This is a genomic window from Ruegeria sp. CI1 (genome assembly GCF_056536925.1).
In genome coordinates, this window is the sequence record NZ_JBQFQP010000012.1 from 44,831 (window position 1) to 62,181 (window position 17,351).

Consider the following 17,351-nt stretch of genomic DNA (forward strand, 5'->3'; position numbering starts at 1 on the left):
CTACGATTTTCGATCCCATGCCGTTGCCTTCACCTGTAGCGACAACCTCACATTCCAGGTCATTGTGCATCTGTATCTTTTGCGCTGTGGTCGTTGCCCGACACGACTGACCGATGCACCTTATTCGCCTATTTATACTCTGTGAGCAATCGTCCGTTTCCGTGCAACGAGATCGCTCAATAGCAGATCTGGCCTGCGTTTGAGCGATCGTATGTGCCGTGGATCGCTCTGGGGTTCGCTGTGCTGAGGCCCGAGCATGATCCGTTGTTTGCCAGGTAGCAGGTGATCAGGTGCGTATTGTGCGTCTGTGTGCGCTGTTTCCGGCCTCGCTTTGGATTGCTGAGATCCAGAATGTCTTGTTTCTATGGGTCTGTCTGTTCGCAACCTTTACATTCTCCGGAGAAAAACCGTTTTCGGGGTGGTTTTTGTCAAGATAAGGTAAAGTTAATGTAAAGGTTGCCAGCCTTGGAAGGGCTGTTTTGGGGTAAAATCGTGGGGTGAACCTTTACATCAGCGGTGGGACCGGCGGGCTGATGTAAAGGTTCGTCAAGGTCTGTCAGGGTCAAATGATTACGCAGTTTTGTGCCGGAGAATCTTCAGGCAGCGTGTATGGAATGTTCAAATGTCGGGCATTTATATGCAACTATAAAAACCGTAGAGGGCCAAGGCTTCCAAGTGCGGCTTCTCCAGTCTGCCCACGTTGACTGCAGGTGGAGCTATAGGCGGATTGCTGGACAAGCCAGTCATTCATTTTGGCTCCAATATTCAGCAAAGTGCGTGAAACATGAAAACGTGTTAGTGTAAGTCCAACCTAGGGAGGAAGGATCATGGCTGGCTGGCGCATTGAAGGAGAATACATGGAAACCTGCAATTGTGATTTCCTGTGCCCTTGCATCACGTCGAACCTGACAGCGATCCCGACGGAAGGTGACTGCAAGGCAGCAATTGCGATGAAGATCACCAAAGGTGAGAAGGACGGCGTTTCACTGGACGGACTGTCCTTTGTTGTTCTTCTTCATGCGCCGAGTGCGATGTCCGAGGGGAATATCAAAGTTGGCCTGATTGTCGATGAGAACGCGAGTGACGAGCAAACTGCAGCGATCGGTGACATCGCCACAGGAGCGGCGGGCGGTCCAATGGAGGCCTTAGGACCGCTAGTCGGCGAAGTGGCAGGTATCGAGAAGCGTCCGATCAGTTTTGTCTCTGATGGAGACAAAATAGCCGTGACAGCCGGTGATCTGGTCGAGCAGGAGATTGAAGCCGTCAACAGCGCACTTCCGGGCGGCGGTCCCATCAAGATAGAAAATGTTCCACACCCAGTAGCGACAACGCTGGCCCTCGCGCGAGCAACGAAGAGCAAGTTCAATGCCTTTGGAGTGACATGGGACGATGCCACCGGCTCCAGAAACGGTCACTTTGCCCCCTTCTCCTGGTCAGCCTGATCGCTTCGGAAAGTGGTTGAAAGCACCGTGACCTCAGCCGTTGAATCTGCACTGGAACGCAACCTGAAGCGTGACCGTCTCATAGTAATGGTTAGCCTCACCGTCGTGGTCCTGCTTGCGGTCGTCTATACTGTGCTGGGGATCGGTATGCCTATGTCGGCTATTGCGATGACCAGGATGGCCATTGAGATGCCGGGCATGATGATGGCGTCAGCCGATTGGACGCCTCACTACACGTTGCTCGTTTTCCTGATGTGGTGGGTCATGATGATCGCCATGATGGTGCCTAGTGCGGCGCCAACGGTATTGCTCTACGCGACACTCTCCAGAAAAAGAAAAAGGGCGGACAAGCCCTACGCTTCGGTTTCTGTTTTCCTTTCCGGGTATCTGATCGTCTGGGGGTTTTTCAGCTTTGTTGCGACTGTCCTTCAATGGATCCTTGTTTCGGTTGGGCAGATGAGCGGGATGATGGAAATCACCCATGCACCTGTTGCCGGCACGCTACTGGTTGCAGCGGGTCTCTACCAGATTTCAGCTCTCAAGCAGGCATGCCTGCGACATTGTCAGCACCCATTTTTCTTCTTTATGCAGAATTGGAAATCAGGAGCATCCGGCGCGTTTCGCATGGGAATGCAGAATGGGTGGTTTTGCCTTGGTTGCTGCTGGGTTCTGATGGCACTTCTTTTCGTCGGTGGTGTAATGAATCTGCTCTGGATCGCGGCACTCGCATTCTTCGTAGGGCTAGAAAAACTCGCTGTAGACCGGCCGTGGTTGACAAAACTCTCCTCGATTGCGCTGATCGCTGGGGGGCTGGCGCTTGTCATGAAAACATGGCTCGGCGCGTGAAATTCAATTGGCCCGCGAATGTGAAAGGATCTTGCGTTCGAGTGTCCGACACAGCAGGGCTGACACCAACCACCCACTGATGTCAGCCCAAACCTCAACAAATAGCTACCCTGCGGCTCACAAGACCGATATTTGGGGACAGGCAGCCGAGAGCTCAGAACAGCTTTACCACTTAACATTCTACTTTTAGTATATGAAGTCGAACAGCTCTTTGATGTGGGTCATATGAAGACTAATCTTAGGTCCGCACTGAGCGTAGAGTTCCGCTAAGAAAAGCCTATGGGCATCGAGAAGTGCCACATGCACCGTGAACAGTGGAATTCGGGATAACGGGACACGACTGACTTCCGACCAATCGCCGCAATTCATTTGTCTGGCAAGCGAAGCCTGGCACGTCTAAGTTCTCCAAGACGTGCAAAGGGTCTGGAGATGAGCCATGCAGAAAGGCGCAGATCAAGACAGTGTAAGGGTCGATTTGGCTCGGGCGCGCGAGCGCGAGCAAGCGACACGGGACATTCTTGAAGTCATCAGCCAGAGCCGCGACGATGAATGGCCGGTTTTCGACGTCATCCTTAGAAGCGCGGCCCGCCTGTGTCACGCGCCTTTGGCGGATCTGGACATCGTCGACCCTGACGGCGTCCACCTGCGCGAGGTTGCGACCTTCGGGGGTGCCGAACGCGTCATCCCTTCCGATCGTTGGGTCTGGCCGATGGACGGCCCCTACTACCATGTCGAAGCGGTCCGCTCCGGTAAAGTGATGCATGTCCACGACCTGCGTGATACTGAGAACTACCGCGCCGGAAACCCGATGACGGTTGCTGCGGTCGACACCGAAAACATGCGCACCATGTTGGCCGTGCCGCTGCGCTCGGGGACCAAAGGCATCGGGTGCCTGGTTCTGTTCCGACAAGAAGTCCATCCTTTTTCCGAAGACGAAATTGCGCTGGTTGAAACCTTTGCCGCGCAGGCGGTGATCGCCGTGGAGAACGTCCGCCAGTTCCGTGAGCTTCAGGAACGCTTGGATCGGGAAACTGCGACCGGCCAGGTTCTTCAGGTCATCAGCAGCAGCCGCGACGACGACCTGCCGGTATTCGAAACAATTCTGGAAAACGCGGCCCGCCTGTGCGGCGCTGTCCGTGCCCGCCTGCTGCTTACCAATAGCGAAAAGACCCAGTTGCACGCCATCGGCTCTTGGGGAGAACTAAACCCGGCGATGCCCGACGGCATCGTCATCGACATGATCCCAGAGATGCTGCCGGTCCGCTGCATCATGGAAAAGACTACCATCAACGTCGCCGACGGACGCGAAACCGAAGGCTACAAGAAGGGCATTCCGCAGATCGTGAGCAACATCGACACCCTGCAGGCCCGGTCGGTCCTAGTGGTGCCGCTGATCCGGGATGGCGAGGCGATCGGCTGCATTGTTCTGACCGACCGCACTGTCGCCGCTTATGATGACAATGATGTCTCGCTGATTGAAACCTTCGCCGCACAGGCCGTGATCGCGATCGAAAACGTCCGCCAATTTCGCGAACTGCGAACCCGATTAGAGCGTGAAGCGGCCACCCGGAAAATTCTCCAGGTCATCAGCAGCAGCCGAGACAATGAGCAGCCGATTTTCGACATCATACTTGAGCTTGCCGCCCGGTTGTGCCGCGTGTCATCCGGATCGCTATTGATCCTGGATGATGAACGCACCCGTTTCCACATGGCATCTTTCCGGGGACCGCAACTCACGCCACTGGAACCGAATTTAACCTGGAACCTGAACGATCCGCTGCCCGTCGCCGAGGCGCTGCGCGAGGCGCGCAGCGTCCACATTCCCGACCTTGAACAGAGCGCAGCCTACCGGGACCGCCATCCGGTCTATGTCCGGCTATTCGAAAAGGAAAACGTGCGCGTCCGGCTGGTCGTTCCGCTACTGCGCAATGGTGTTGCCATCGGTGCGATTGTGCTAAACCGGATCGAACCTTCTCCCTTTGCCGACGACGAAATCGAACTGATCGAGATTTTCGCTGCGCAGGCGGTGATCGCCATCGAAAATGTCCGCCAGTTCAGAGAAGTCCATACCCGCCTCGAACGCGAAAAGGCGCTGCGCGAAATTCTCGCCGTCATCAGCCAGAGCCGCCACGACGAACGTCCGGTCTTCGAGGTTGTCCTTCGCAAATCAGCGGCTCTGTGCGGTGCGTCACTGGCCAGCCTTAACCTCGTCAGCGAGGATGGCAACCGCGTCGTCAAGACGGCAAGCTGGGGCGACCAGGCGTCCGATCAACTTGCGGCCGGTTCAACCGACTGGCCGATCGAGGCCGAAAATGCGCCTGCTCTGTGCGTCCGAGAAGGTAAACTCGTGCATCTGGATGACATGGCTGCTACCGACCTCTACCGGTCCGGTGACGAAAGGCGGGTCGCTGCCGTCGACTCTCTGGGTATCCGGACGTTTCTTGCAGTTCCCCTGTTCAACGACCGCCGAGCCGTCGGCTGCATCTCGGTCTATCGGCAAGAAGTCAAACCCTTCGCCCCGGACGAAATTGCGCTGCTCGAAACCTTCGCTGCACAAGCCGTGATCGCCATTGAGAACGTGCGCCAATTCCACGAAGTGCAGGAACGGCTGGAACGCGAGAGGGCATCGCGTGAGATTCTGCAGGTGATCAGCGGGTCACGCGACGATGAGCTTCCCGTTTTTGATACCATACTTGAAAACGCTTGCAGACTTTGCGATGCCCCATTGGCTTTCCTGAGCCTTGTGAACGACCAAGGCACCCACTTCCGAGTTCCCGCACATCGTGGCGCCGGTCCCGAAATGGCCAAGGTCTGGGATACGCAACTTGAGCCACTCGAAGGCTCCGCTCTCACCACATCCCGGGCGATCAAAGACCGACGTATCATTCAAATCAACGACTTGTCGGCCTTGGATAAGCCCGACACGATTGATGGTCGTCGTGCACAGCTTGTCAAACTGGAACGAATCCGCACCTATCTGGTCATTCCACTGATCCGCGACAAGCACGCAATCGGGACGATTAATCTTTATCGGCGGGAAGTTCGTCCATTCACACCCGAACAGATCGAACTGGTCGAAACCTTTGCCGCACAGGCCGTCATCGCCATCGAGAACGTTCGTCAGTTCCGCGCGCTCGAAGAAAGAACGGCGGAAGTCGAGTCACTTAACACCTCGCTAGAATCGCGCGTCAGCCAACAAGTGGGTGAAATCGAGCGGATGGGACGGCTCAAGCGCTTCTTGCCGTCAGCGGTCGCGGACGCAGTGGTGCTGTCCGGCAATGACAAGATGCTGTCGAGCCACCGGGCACTGGTCTCGGTGCTGTTCTGCGACATTCGCGGCTTTACTGCGTTCTGCGAGACGGCGGAACCCGAAGAAACCATCGAAGTGTTGCAGACCTATCATCAGGAAATGGGCAAGCTGATCGCCGAGCACGGAGCCAGTATTGACCACCGGATGGGCGACGGGATCATGGTGTTGTTCAATGATCCCCTGCCTTGCGAGGACCCGACAGGCGATGCCGTGCGACTGGCCATTGCGATGCGGGCGCGGATGTCCGTGCTGTGCAAGAAGTGGAAACGCATGGGCTACAGGCTGGGGTTCGGGGTTGGCGTATCGCTGGGATATGCAACGGTCGGCATGGTGGGTTTCGAGGGCCGGCTCGACTATACAGCCTCGGGCACCGCAATCAATTTAGCGTCGCGCCTGTGCGATGAAGCCAAAGACGGTGACATCCTTCTCAGCCCGAAAGCAAGCATAGCGGTGGAGGACAATTTCCAGGTCGAGTCGTGTGGAGAGGTGAGCTTGAAGGGTCTTCGGGAACCACTGGAGGTGTTCCGACTGACTGGAGGCCCGGAGACTTGAGCCAACCAGACCTTGGCGACGGTTGGTTTTCGGTTGCACTGAGCTCTAGTTGGTTACGACACCAACGCCTGCCCCCACGATGGCACCCTCAACGCAGCGGCCATCGACGAGAACTTCCCCGGCGGCGCAGCCAATTGCCGCGCCAACAACCGCACGCTCGAAGTCGGTATTGACCTCATCGCAAGCAGAAATCCCCATAAACGTGCTAAATGCCGTCAGAATATAAAACTTCTGCATATTCAATCTCCTCGAACACAGCGAACACCGATACATACCATGCTGATGAACGACCAGCCAACTAACAACCTCACCTGTTGCCGCTAATAGATCACCTTGCATCGGATTTATCGCCCGCTCGGGCTTTGATTTCCGCCAAGCGCTGCCTTGGGCTTTCATCGAATTGTGACCCACGCTCTGCAAACCATGGATGCCGGGAAGGAGGAAGAAGCTACCAATCACGCGAATTGGCCAATGGAATTTTTTCTTCCACTGGTTGCCGCCCGGCCAACTTGGGCAGTTGCTGAAGAGCAACCTCCTTTTGCACATAGATTCCAAATTGGCTGTGGGTTAGTGTCGTCCTATAGGGAGGCTGGCCTTGGAAAGACGGTTAACGACGATCCTTTCTGCCGATGTCGTTGGATATAGCCGCTTGATGGCTGTTGAAGAGACCGCAACGTTGGCGTCACTCAAGGCTTTGCGAACAGAGCTTATCAAACCAAAGATTGCAAAATATCGCGGTCGCGTGATCAAGCTGATGGGCGATGGCACGTTGATGGAATTTGGCAGCGTTGTCGACGCCGTATCCTTCGCCGTTGAATTCCAGAAGTCGATGGCGGAACGAAACTCCGACGTCCCCGAGGACCGGCGGATTGTTCAACGCATCGGCATCAACCTCGGAGATGTGATTATCGATGGTGATGATCTGTATGGCGACGGAGTGAATATCGCTGCTCGCATCGAGGAGTTGGCCGAGCCGGGCGGTGTCTGGATTTCCGGCACCGTATTCGACCATATCAAGGGAAAAGTTGCCGTCCCATTCGACTATCGGGGAGAACACCAGGTCAAGAATATTCCTGAACCTTTACGGGTTTACAGCGCGGCGCTGGCTCCGGTGGCTACCACGTCGCATAATTCCAAAGCTGGGCCGGCCAAAACGGCAATGCCCGATGAAAATGGCATTGGAATCGACCTCTCTCTGCCCGAGGCTCCGTCCATAGCTGTGTTACCTTTCGACAATATGAGCACCGATCCCGAGCAGGAATTCTTCTCTGACGGCATCACGGAAGACATCATAACCACGCTCTCAAAGATTGGCGGCTTGCTCGTGATCGCGAGGAACTCCAGCTTCACCTACAAGGGCAAGGCAGTCGATGTGAAGCAGATCAGCCGCGAACAGGGCGTCCGCTATGTGCTGGAGGGCAGCGTTCGCAAGGGCGGCAGCCGCGTCCGCGTGACGGCCCAGCTCATAGACGCAACATCCGGACACCATATCTGGGCTGAGCGCTACGACCGTGAACTGGAAGACATTTTCGCAATCCAGGACGACATAACCCGAGAAGTTGCCCTGGCCCTGGATGTGCATCTTAAGGGCGGTGAGCAGATACGCATCTGGTCCGGCGGCACTAGAAACGTGGAAGCTTGGGAATGCGTCCGTCTCGGTATGGAGGCGTTGACCGCGCTGACGCCAGAGGGCCGAGCCGAGGCCCGCAGGCTGCTTACTAGAGCCCCAAAACTCGACCCGGAATACCCGATGGGATGGGCCTCGCTTGGCTGGTTTCACTTTCATCAAGCCGATTTTTCAACAGCACTTGCTTCCGAGGTGGAACGTGAGGCTGCACTCGATTCTGCCGCTGCCTGCGCACGAAAGGCGTTGGAATTGGATCCCTCCTTTGCTGACGGTTACGCGATCCTGGGGCTATGCCATCTGGAGAGAAGGGAATTCGAAAAAGCCATTATGATGACAGAGAAAGCCGTCGAGTTGTCTCCCAGCCTTTCCGAAAATCTTGCGACATCCGCCGTCGTTCTGAGCAAGTCTGGACGACCTGAGAGATCTTTCGAGTTGATCAAGCGGGCAATGCGGCTATGCCCGATATACCCCAGCTGGTATCTCTACGTTCTGGCCACGGCCTGTCGTCTTCTCGGCCGGAACGAGAATGCAATCATCGCATTTCAAAACGCTGTCGATAGAAATCCGGATAACTTGGCATCCCAGGTTGGGCTCGCGTCAATACTCGGTGAAGAGGGTCGGGTAGACGACGCTCGGAATCCCGTCGCCAACATCCTGCGGATCGATCCGAACTTTTCCATCGCAAAATACATTGGGGAGTTGGCCTACAGTAACCCGGCAGACTTGTCTCGCATTGCAATGGGCCTGCGCAAGGTAGGTCTGCCAGAATAAGCGTGATGAAGAGGCGTCGGGATTTCCTACTTCCCGAAGATCGCCTTGATGGCTGCCTGCGACCTACCGGTGAGCCGGTGATCGCTGTTGCCGGAAGCTTCCCGAATGACTTCCAGCCAGCCCAATTCGTTCGATGTCACGGGGGTGCCGAAGATCTCGACAATGGCCTGAGCCGAGGTATCGCCTACCGCCTGCTCAAGTGCGAGGCGCATCAGGTAACCGGGATCGCAGTCCAGCGCACGCGCCATCGACGGCACACGGTCCAGTGCCAGTTTCGTGGTCCCGTTCTTGATCATCGTGACCATGTTGGGGTTGGGAAATCCGGCTTCGCTTGCAATCTGCAGCTGGGATTTCACCGGTTTCAGTTCAAGCACACGACGTTCGACATATCTCGCCAACCGTGTGTCCTCATGCGGTTTCCTAGTCATCGCTATCCTCTTAGTAGTTTTGCAGCACGTGCTGCATGTGTTCGATATAGCGATGATCTGAATGGGAATGCGTGGCGGGAAGCACGTTGATGTTCAACGCCTTTTCATTTTGTTGAACATGTCATATGTTCAACAAAACCCGCTTTTGTAGAACAAGGGCACCTCTGAAATGTTCAAAAGACACTCATCCGTCGCACACGCCGCCTATCATGACCTGCTGAGATCGCTGCAGGATGATGCCGTCTCGGACATCCGAGGCACTCCCACGCGCGTCGAGCGGAACAGCAAAGTCTATTGGTATGACACATACCGCGTCGGATCCGATGTGAGAAAGCGCTACATCGGCGAGGATAGCGAAGAGCTGCAGGCACGCCTGAAGAGACACGAAACCTTAAAAGATCAGGAGGGTGAGCGCAGAAAGAACCGCACCCGCCTCGTGCGCCTCCTTCGCGCCGAGGGTTTCCTCAATCTGGATGCAGCGACAGGTAGCCTTCTTTCTGCCATGGCCGCATCAGGTGTGTTTCGGCTGGGTGGAACCGTCGTCGGAACCCATGCCTTCCGCCTGTATGAAGGCGAATTGGGCATCCGCTTCGGCATGGACATGATGGCACACACCGATGACCTTGACATCGCCAGCTTTTCGCGCCTGTCATTGGCGCTGGAGGATGCGGCCTCACCACCGCTGGAGGATGTATTCCGGGACTTTGCGTTCGCGCCCCAACCAAGTCTGCAGACGGATCGAACCTGGCGCTGGAAGCAGACCAGGGGCAACACGCTGGTAGAGTTTCTGACCCCGTCCTTCGAGCCGGATGAGGGATTTTGCGAACTTCCCGCGCTTGGTGTCGATGCCCAGGCGTTGCACCACCTGAACTACCTGATCGCCGCTCCGATCAAGGCGGCGGTGACATACCGGAGCGGCGTGCTGGTCCAGATCCCTCAGCCCGAGCGCTTCGCCATTCACAAGCTGATCGTGGCGAACCGTCGGCGCACGGGAGACGATGCCCTGAAATCTGAGAAAGATCGGCGTCAGGCGGCCTTCCTGATCGAGGTGCTGGCCCAGGACCGACCGGACGAGCTGCGTGACGCCTACGAAGACGCCATGTCACGTGGACCGAAGTGGCGCGAGAGGATCGAGGGATCACTCAGCCGGATGCGAGAGAGCGCCATGCTATTGGACCAGCTCTAGTGCGGCTCCAGTGTAGACAGTGCTCTTAGGTTCAATGAACCTGTCGAACCCGAATTTGGTTGGTTTACTTGGAAATCCAACTTGAAAAACAGGGTGACTTTGACCAGAAATCAATAACTTGGCCACCTGCGCCGATCTTCGGGAGGCAGGGGCCGGAGGTTCGAATCCTCTCACTCCGACCAATAAAACAAGGCCTCTGACTGGGCCTTTTTTGTTTTCCGGTTTGTTGTTAACTTGCCCCTTTTTTTGACCGTCATCGGCGTCAAGGAGCCTTTTGAGACGGTTTTCCAAGCATATGCTGTAATCGAGACCAGATTGCGTTTAAGCCCACCATTGGTCGATTGCGGCAATGTCCTCATCGGACCAGCCGAAATGATGGGCGAACTCGTGAATTACGACATGGGCGATCAACTCGTCCAGTTCGACGTCACCACGCTCACGCCACTCAGTCAGAATGGGTTGACGGAAGAGCCAGACGGAATCTGCTGGTAGCGCCACATCGGAAAACGATTTCTCGGTCATCGGTATCCCCTCGTAGAGCCCAGTCAACTCAAGGGGATCAGCGATACTCAGTTCATTCAAAATGTCGGGCGTCGGCCAATCGGAGATGCGCAGGATGACGGCCTCGGCTGCGGGACGGAACGCCATTGGCAGCGAGGCGATGGTATCACGGGCGATCTTCTCAAAGTGGTCGAGGTCGTTTTGCATGCCACGGATATGGCATCTGGGAGCGGCACAGTGAAGCATGAAACACAATGTGGCAAAACCAAGCGCCGTAGTTGGCCGCTCTGCTTGGGTTTTGGCCGTCGTTCAATAACCCATCTGGCTGCTGTCCAAGGGATCATGACCAGGTGCCACCAACAAGGTTGGCCATCGCAGCACAGACCTTTACAACGGCTTGGCATTTTAAAACGGAGACTCGGCACCTTCTCAATCCGCCGTCGATCCTTCGGTATCGCGGCGGGCGTGCATACGGGCCTTGACGATGCGACCCACGAAAAGCGGCAAGATGAAACCTGCGATAGCAACCGCCCACAGGGCAATCGACAATCCGCTGTCGACCAGCGTCCAGTAGTCCCCGTTCGAGATCGTAACCGCGCGACGCAAGTTGTTTTCCATCGTGTTGCCCAGCAGCGTCCCCAGAATCACCGGCACCAGCGGCACATCAAGCTTACGCAAGACCCAGCCCATCACACCAAAGCCAATCATGACCAACAAGTCGAATGATGAACCCGAGATTCCGTAGATACCAACGAAACTAACCATCGCCACGATCGGCATCAGAATACGCGGTGGCACCATGAGTACGCGGGTAAACAGCCCGACCATTGGTATGTTCATGGCCAGAAGCATAAAGTTTGCAATGAAAAGTGCGGCGATCAGCCCCCAGACAACATCCGGGTTCTGTGAGAACAGCAACGGGCCAGGCGTGATATTGAGCGAAAGAAGAACGGCTAGCAACACCGCCGTGGTACCAGATCCCGGCACACCCAACGCCAGCATGGGCACCAGCGCGCCACCGGCGGCGGCATTGTTTCCCGCTTCGGGCGCGGCCACCCCTCGCGGGTCGCCTGTGCCGAAGCTGTTTTTCCGGTCGACCAACCGCTTTTCCATCGAGTAGGAGATGAAAGACCCAAGCGATGCCCCCGCACCCGGCAAAACGCCCGCGATAAAGCCCAGACCGGATGCCCGCAGCATGGTGGCAAAGGTCGATTTCAACATGCTCCACGAGGGCGTCAATCGACCCACCTGAACTTTTTTTCTATCGGCGTCGGCCTCGCCGTGGCGATGTTCGAGGAAGATAAAGACCTCTGACAAGGCGAACAGCCCGACGATGGCAACAAGAAAGTCGAGGCCATCATAGAGATGCACCTCGCCGAAAGTCAGCCGCGGCACGCCAGTCTGGGTATCTACCCCGATCACGGCAAGACCAAGCCCTAGCATCGCGGCAAAGGCAGATTTCGCCTGATTGGTTGACGACACGCCTCCTAGCGTCGCGAAGGCCAGTACGAACAGCGCGAAATATTCGGCGGGGCCGAAGAGCAGGGCAAACTTGACCAGTTGCGGCGCCAGCAGGATGAGGCCCCAGGTGGCCAGAAATGCGCCGACAAAGCTTGCCACACCAGATAACGAAAGCGCTTCGCCCGCCTGTCCCTTCAACGCCATCGGATGGCCGTCCAGGCACGTCATCATCGCTGGCTCATCTCCGGGTATATTGAGAAGGATCGAGGAAATCCGGCCTCCATACATGGCCCCGTAGTAGACCGAGGTGAGCAGGATCAGCGAAGGCGTAGCCCCTAGCCCAAGCGTGAAAGCCAAGGGAATGAGGATGGCGACGCCGTTCGAGGGGCCAAGCCCCGGCAAAGCGCCCATCATAGTCCCCAGAAACGTGCCAAGCAGGGCAAGCGCGAGGTTCTGGAGGGAAAGTGCGGTGGCAAAGCCGTCGCCGAGCGAGGCAAGAATGTCCATCAGAGTATCCCTTTCTCAGAATCCGAGCGGACCGCGTGCAAGCGACAGTCCAAGAATGAGTTTGAATACGACGTAAATGCCGACCGAGGTCAAAACGCCGACCAGAACCGCCTGCAGTGGCCCGGTTCCAAGCCGCCAGGTCAGGTAGGTGGCAGCCAATGCAGTGGCGATGACAAAGCCCAGAGAGCCAAGCAATTCTGCATAGAGAACCATCACCACAACAGCGGCAAAGATCTCGGCCAGCCGCGCGAGGCTTGGCCACTCCGGCTCGGCATCGGGGCGCAGTAAAATAGCAAGCGAGGACAGGCCCAGGATCACGGCAATTGCGAGCGGAAAGGTTTTCGGCCCGACGGCGTCCGACAGAAAGCTTTCTTCAATCTGCAGCGTCGCCCATGCATAGAACAGTGCCAGACAAATGCCGAAGGCTCCGAAAATGCGATCGCTCATGCGGTTCTCCCTGAATTGGGTGCGCGGCAGGGCACGGCCCCGCCACGGCACGTGGTTAAAGCGTTATTTGATGATTCCGATGTCGCGCGAGATCTGCTGGATCTGCACCACGGAGTCGGACACGAAGGCTTGGAAATCGGCCCCTTGCAGGTCAAGCGGGGCCAGACCGTTGGCTGCCATCACCTCTTTCCACTCGTCCGAAGCGTAGAGGGTCCCGATCTTCTCGACCCATTCTCCATAGGCCTCGTCGGACATGCCACCGGGCGCATAGAAACCACGCCAGTTGGCGCCAATTGCATCAATGCCCTGTTCCTTCGCCGTCGGGAAATCCGCGAATTCGCCTGTCAAACGTTCAGGACTTAGCACCGCGATAACGCGGATATCGCCTGAATCGACGAACCCCTTGGCCTCTGAGATATCACCGGTGAAGGCCTGAACCGAACCGGCAAGCAACTGTGTCACTGCCTCACCACCGCCGTCAAAGGCAATGTATTTCACGCTGCGCACATCGTCGATCCCATAGGCGTTTGCGGCGATCAGTACTTTCAGGTGATCCCAGCCTCCCACGGCTGAACCGCCTGCAATCGACACACTGGTCGGGTCCGCCTTGATCTGGTCTAGCAGCTCGGGAAGCGTCTGAACTGGACTGTCCTTGGACACCGCGATCACGCCGTAATCGGCACCGATCGAGGCCAGCCAGCGCACCTGATCCATTGTGTTGCCGGGATAGGCCCCTTGTGCCAGGCGGGTTGCCGTAGCCGACGAGGCCGCAACGATCAGCTCGTTGTCATCGCCACGCTTGTTGACCACCTCGGCAAAAGCCACGCCGCCGCCGCCGCCAGCCAGATTGACCACCTGCATCGTCTTGTCGATCAGCCCGAGATCCTGAAGCGATTTGCCCACTTGCCGGCAGGTGAAATCCCATCCTCCGCCGGGGTTGGCTGGCGCGATGCATTCCTGCGCCGCGGCGCCGGTAGCAAGGCCAAGACCCGCAGCCGCAATGGCCGCGCGAACCAGATTTAATGCCATAACATTTCTCCTCTGTGGTCTCCGGCTCATCTCCTCAGCCGAAGTTCCCGAGCACAATACAGGTTGAAGCTGTCACCAACCTGTCACATCCTTTTCGAAAGGAAGGAGGGCGGATGCGGGTTCTGCTGGTCGAAGATTCCGAGGATTTGGCCGAGGCCACCCAACGGCGGTTGTCGCGTTCGGGGATGGCCTGTGATCTGGCGGCGAACCTGGCCGATGCGCGGGCCTGTTTCGAGGTTCAATCCTATGATGCCGTCATATTGGATATAAATCTGCCCGACGGCGCCGGAACAGACCTCTTGAGCGAAATGCGGCGCGCCGGGCAGGTCGTCCCGGTATTGATGCTGACAGCGCAGTTCTCTGTCGATGACAAGCTGTCGGCCTTCAGCCTTGGAGCTGACGATTATCTGGTGAAACCCTTTGATCATCGCGAACTGGAAGCACGGCTTCACGCAATCCTGCGCCGCGAACAGGCTGACAGATCAGCCGAACAGATTGTGGGGGAGCTGAGCTATAACGCGACGTCCGGCATCGCCACGCTTGCCGGTCGGCCCCTTGATCTGACCCGGCGTGAGTTCTCACTACTGGGGCTTCTGGTTAAGAACCGCGGGCAGGTTCTGTCAAAAGAGCGGCTGATCGATGGGCTTTACGCCTTTGATGACGCGGCGCCAGGGGTGAACGCCATCGAGCTTTACGTGGCGCGCCTGCGCAAACGGCTGGCTGGCGGCAATGTCGAGATTCAAACCCTGCGCGGGCTTGGCTACAAACTGGACGCGACTGACGCTGTGGAAGAGCGCGATCGGATTCCATGACCAAACCTGCCCGCACCACTCCGTCCCTGTCGCTATCGGCCCGTTTGGTAATCGGTTTGACCGGGCTCTTGATCATCGGGGGCGTGGTCCTTTCAATGGCGGCCTTTGCCTATGGCCGTGCGGCGGCGCGAGAGGCCTATGACAGGTTGCTGATGGGTGCCGCCAATGACATTGCAGCCTCGGTCTCGGTTATTGACGGCCTGCCCATCGTCGATCTGCCGGTTTCGGCATTTGAACTTCTGGCCCTCGCGTCCGACGATCGCGTCGCCTATCAGCTGCGCGGCCCGGATGGCCAAGTGCTGACGGGTTACGACAGCCTTCCACTTCCGCCCGACAATGCGCCGGATACGGTTATGTATGATGCTGAGATCAGCGGCGAGGCGGCTCGGTTCATCAGGGTGACGAGAAGGTTTGCCGAACGCCGCTTTTCCGGGCAGATCGAAATTGTCGTCGGACAAACGATGCTTGCCCGCAACGAACTGGCATTCGACATCACACGGAATGCGCTCGGCGGGCTCGCCGTGGGCGGGTTGGCCATGCTCGCCTTTGCGGTTGTTGTCGTGCGCCGGTCGCTGCGCCCGCTCGACCGTCTTGCCAACAGTCTGACGGCGCGAGACCCCCGCGACCTGACCCGCATCGACGCATCGGTCCCGCGTGAAGTGGACACGATGGTGCAGGCCATCAATGGTTTCATGGGCCGATTGAATCAGCAGTTCGCGACAATGAAGAACCTTATATCTGACACCGCCCACCAGCTGCGCACACCGGTTGCTGCTCTGCGTGCTCAGGCTGATCTGGCCGCGGACGAAACCGACGCGGCCCAACGCGCTCAAATCGTGGAACAGATTCATGACGGAACGGTTCGCCTCAGTCACCTGCTGGATCAGATGCTGTCGCGTGCCATGGTCATCCATCGTGGCGATGCAGCCCGCCGCGAACAAGTCGACCTGCGAGACATTGCGCTTGATATCTTCGAGGAGGGCGACTACCGCCTACTCGCACCGCAAGCCGAAATCCGGTTGGAGATCGGCGAAACGCCTGTGTTTGTCATGGCCGACGCGCTGTCCCTGACCGAGGCGGCCAAGAATCTACTTGGCAACGCACTGGCACACGGGCGCTCTCCGGTGACGATAGGCGTTCATCAGAGCGGAAAGACGGTCTGCCTTTGGGTGCAGGATTCCGGTCCAGGCCCGTCTGCTGACATCCTCAAGGCTCATGGTCAAAGATTCACAACCCGAAGCGCGCGCGGTACGGGTCTTGGCCTGTCGATTGCCCAAGCAGTGGCCAACGCTTTTGGCGGGCGGCTGGAGATGGAGGCGGGTGCGCAAGGATTCCGTGCCTCAATCGTGTTGCCCGGAAAGGTGGCCTGATGATCCGCTGTATCATCTCTGCGATCCTGCTTTGCTTCGGCTTCATGGCAAGTCCGGCAGGCGCGCAAGAAGACGTTCGCATGTTTGGCCCACCTGATGCCGTAATCAGCCTTACCCTTCGCACGACAACCGACATTTCGATTTTTGCGCCAACCATCACCGATTTTCTTGCCACACGACCGGATCTGTCGATCCGATATGAACAATGGGGATCAAACGAACTTTACACCCAGACGGCACGCGATTGCACTATTGGAGCGGCGGGAGCCGATATTGTGATCAGCTCCGGCGTTCATCAGGTTGTGAAGCTGGTCAACGACAACTGCGCAGCAACCTGGATGTCTCCGGAAACCCGTTCCCTGCCAGAATCGCTGCGCTGGCGTGACCAGGTCTGGGGCATTTCACGTGAACCGGCGGTGATGGTCTATAATCGGGATCTGGTGCCACCGGACGAGGTCCCGCGCACCCGTTTCGATCTGCTAGATCTGCTGAGGCCGGACGGATCGCCCTATGCCGGGCGAGTCGCCACTTATGACATTGAATCCTCCGGGCTTGGATATCTATTTGCCTACATGGATTCGCAAGAGGCGACGAGTTTTGGCGGGTTGCTGGAAGCCTTTGCAAGATCCGGCGCCGTCGCAACCTGCTGTTCGGCCGAGATCATTTCAGGCGTGAGCAACGGTGATTATCTGGTCGCCTACAACGTTCTGGGGTCATACGCAGCCGAGGCTGCGACCGCTGACCCCACACTCGGCATCGTCGCACCGGAAGACTACACGCTGATCCTGTCACGGGCTGCTATCCTGCCAGGAAGCCAGCCCAGCCCACACGCCACAGCGTTTTTGGATTACATACTGTCCACAGAAGGGCAACTGATGATGACAAAATCTCATCTGGTGACCCCCTCCATGGCGCCGTTTTCCGCGGATGAGTTAGAGGAAACGACCGCCAGAACGCGATTGATACAGCTTGGACCACCACTCCTTGTTGCTATGGACCGGATGAAATCAGCCCAATTCCTGTCACGATGGCAACAGGCACTATCCCGTTGATCGACCGAGC

Annotated in this window: 14 protein-coding genes; 8 read left to right on the top strand and 6 right to left on the bottom strand. The window is 57.3% G+C overall.

Annotation, left to right across the window (positions count from 1 at the left end; genetic code table 11):
- Positions 1-827: 827 nt before the first annotated feature.
- The 3 genes from ACR0LZ_RS14975 (at position 828) to ACR0LZ_RS14985 (ending at position 6,150) form a co-directional block, all read left to right on the top strand.
- A complete protein-coding gene (locus ACR0LZ_RS14975; protein WP_480750643.1) occupies positions 828-1,442 on the top strand; it encodes a DUF1326 domain-containing protein in 615 nt (204 codons plus the stop codon).
- Positions 1,443-1,454: 12 nt separating this feature from the next.
- A complete protein-coding gene (locus ACR0LZ_RS14980; protein WP_480750644.1) occupies positions 1,455-2,288 on the top strand; it encodes a DUF2182 domain-containing protein in 834 nt (277 codons plus the stop codon).
- A 436-nt stretch (positions 2,289-2,724) separates the two neighbouring features.
- Positions 2,725-6,150, top strand: a complete 3,426-nt coding sequence (locus ACR0LZ_RS14985) for a GAF domain-containing protein (protein ID WP_480750645.1) — start codon at positions 2,725-2,727, stop codon at positions 6,148-6,150.
- 45 nt (positions 6,151-6,195) lie between these two features.
- Here the strand turns inward: ACR0LZ_RS14985 and ACR0LZ_RS14990 are convergent, their stop codons facing one another.
- The gene (locus tag ACR0LZ_RS14990; RefSeq protein ID WP_480750646.1) at positions 6,196-6,681 is read right to left on the bottom strand and encodes a hypothetical protein; all 486 of its coding nucleotides are present in this window, start codon (positions 6,679-6,681) and stop codon (positions 6,196-6,198) included.
- 64 nt (positions 6,682-6,745) lie between these two features.
- On the opposite strand from ACR0LZ_RS14990, the gene ACR0LZ_RS14995 reads away from it, so the two are divergent.
- On the top strand, positions 6,746-8,548 hold the full coding sequence (locus ACR0LZ_RS14995) for an adenylate/guanylate cyclase domain-containing protein (RefSeq protein ID WP_480750647.1): 1,803 nt from the start codon (positions 6,746-6,748) through the stop codon (positions 8,546-8,548).
- A 26-nt stretch (positions 8,549-8,574) separates the two neighbouring features.
- On the opposite strand, the gene ACR0LZ_RS15000 is transcribed toward ACR0LZ_RS14995, so the two are convergent.
- On the bottom strand, positions 8,575-8,976 hold the full coding sequence (locus ACR0LZ_RS15000) for an XRE family transcriptional regulator (protein WP_480750648.1): 402 nt from the start codon (positions 8,974-8,976) through the stop codon (positions 8,575-8,577).
- A gap of 169 nt (positions 8,977-9,145) precedes the next feature.
- On the opposite strand from ACR0LZ_RS15000, the gene ACR0LZ_RS15005 reads away from it, so the two are divergent.
- Positions 9,146-10,162 (top strand): nucleotidyltransferase family protein, encoded by a 1,017-nt coding sequence (locus tag ACR0LZ_RS15005; RefSeq protein ID WP_480750649.1) that lies wholly within the window; start codon positions 9,146-9,148, stop codon positions 10,160-10,162.
- Between the two features lie 321 nt (positions 10,163-10,483).
- On the opposite strand, the gene ACR0LZ_RS15010 is transcribed toward ACR0LZ_RS15005, so the two are convergent.
- The 4 genes from ACR0LZ_RS15010 to ACR0LZ_RS15025 form a co-directional block, all read right to left on the bottom strand.
- Positions 10,484-10,870, bottom strand: a complete 387-nt coding sequence (locus tag ACR0LZ_RS15010; protein ID WP_480750650.1) for a metallopeptidase family protein — start codon at positions 10,868-10,870, stop codon at positions 10,484-10,486.
- Between the two features lie 222 nt (positions 10,871-11,092).
- A complete protein-coding gene (locus ACR0LZ_RS15015) occupies positions 11,093-12,631 on the bottom strand; it encodes a tripartite tricarboxylate transporter permease (RefSeq protein WP_480750651.1) in 1,539 nt (512 codons plus the stop codon).
- Between the two features lie 15 nt (positions 12,632-12,646).
- On the bottom strand, positions 12,647-13,078 hold the full coding sequence (locus tag ACR0LZ_RS15020) for a tripartite tricarboxylate transporter TctB family protein (RefSeq protein ID WP_480750652.1): 432 nt from the start codon (positions 13,076-13,078) through the stop codon (positions 12,647-12,649).
- Between the two features lie 63 nt (positions 13,079-13,141).
- Positions 13,142-14,107, bottom strand: coding sequence for a Bug family tripartite tricarboxylate transporter substrate binding protein (locus ACR0LZ_RS15025; RefSeq protein ID WP_480750653.1), 966 nt, complete (start codon positions 14,105-14,107; stop codon positions 13,142-13,144).
- Positions 14,108-14,220: 113 nt separating this feature from the next.
- On the opposite strand from ACR0LZ_RS15025, the gene ACR0LZ_RS15030 reads away from it, so the two are divergent.
- From ACR0LZ_RS15030 to ACR0LZ_RS15040, 3 genes are read left to right on the top strand one after another with little or no spacing between them, the layout of a single operon-like run.
- Positions 14,221-14,919 (top strand): response regulator, encoded by a 699-nt coding sequence (locus ACR0LZ_RS15030; RefSeq protein WP_480750654.1) that lies wholly within the window; start codon positions 14,221-14,223, stop codon positions 14,917-14,919.
- Positions 14,916-16,289: a sensor histidine kinase gene (locus tag ACR0LZ_RS15035; RefSeq protein WP_480750655.1), complete on the top strand. Its 1,374-nt coding sequence runs from the start codon at positions 14,916-14,918 to the stop codon at positions 16,287-16,289. The genes ACR0LZ_RS15030 and ACR0LZ_RS15035 overlap by 4 nt, the downstream gene beginning before the upstream one ends.
- Positions 16,289-17,341, top strand: a complete 1,053-nt coding sequence (locus ACR0LZ_RS15040) for an ABC transporter substrate-binding protein (protein ID WP_480750656.1) — start codon at positions 16,289-16,291, stop codon at positions 17,339-17,341. The genes ACR0LZ_RS15035 and ACR0LZ_RS15040 overlap by 1 nt, the downstream gene beginning before the upstream one ends.
- Positions 17,342-17,351 lie beyond the last annotated feature (10 nt).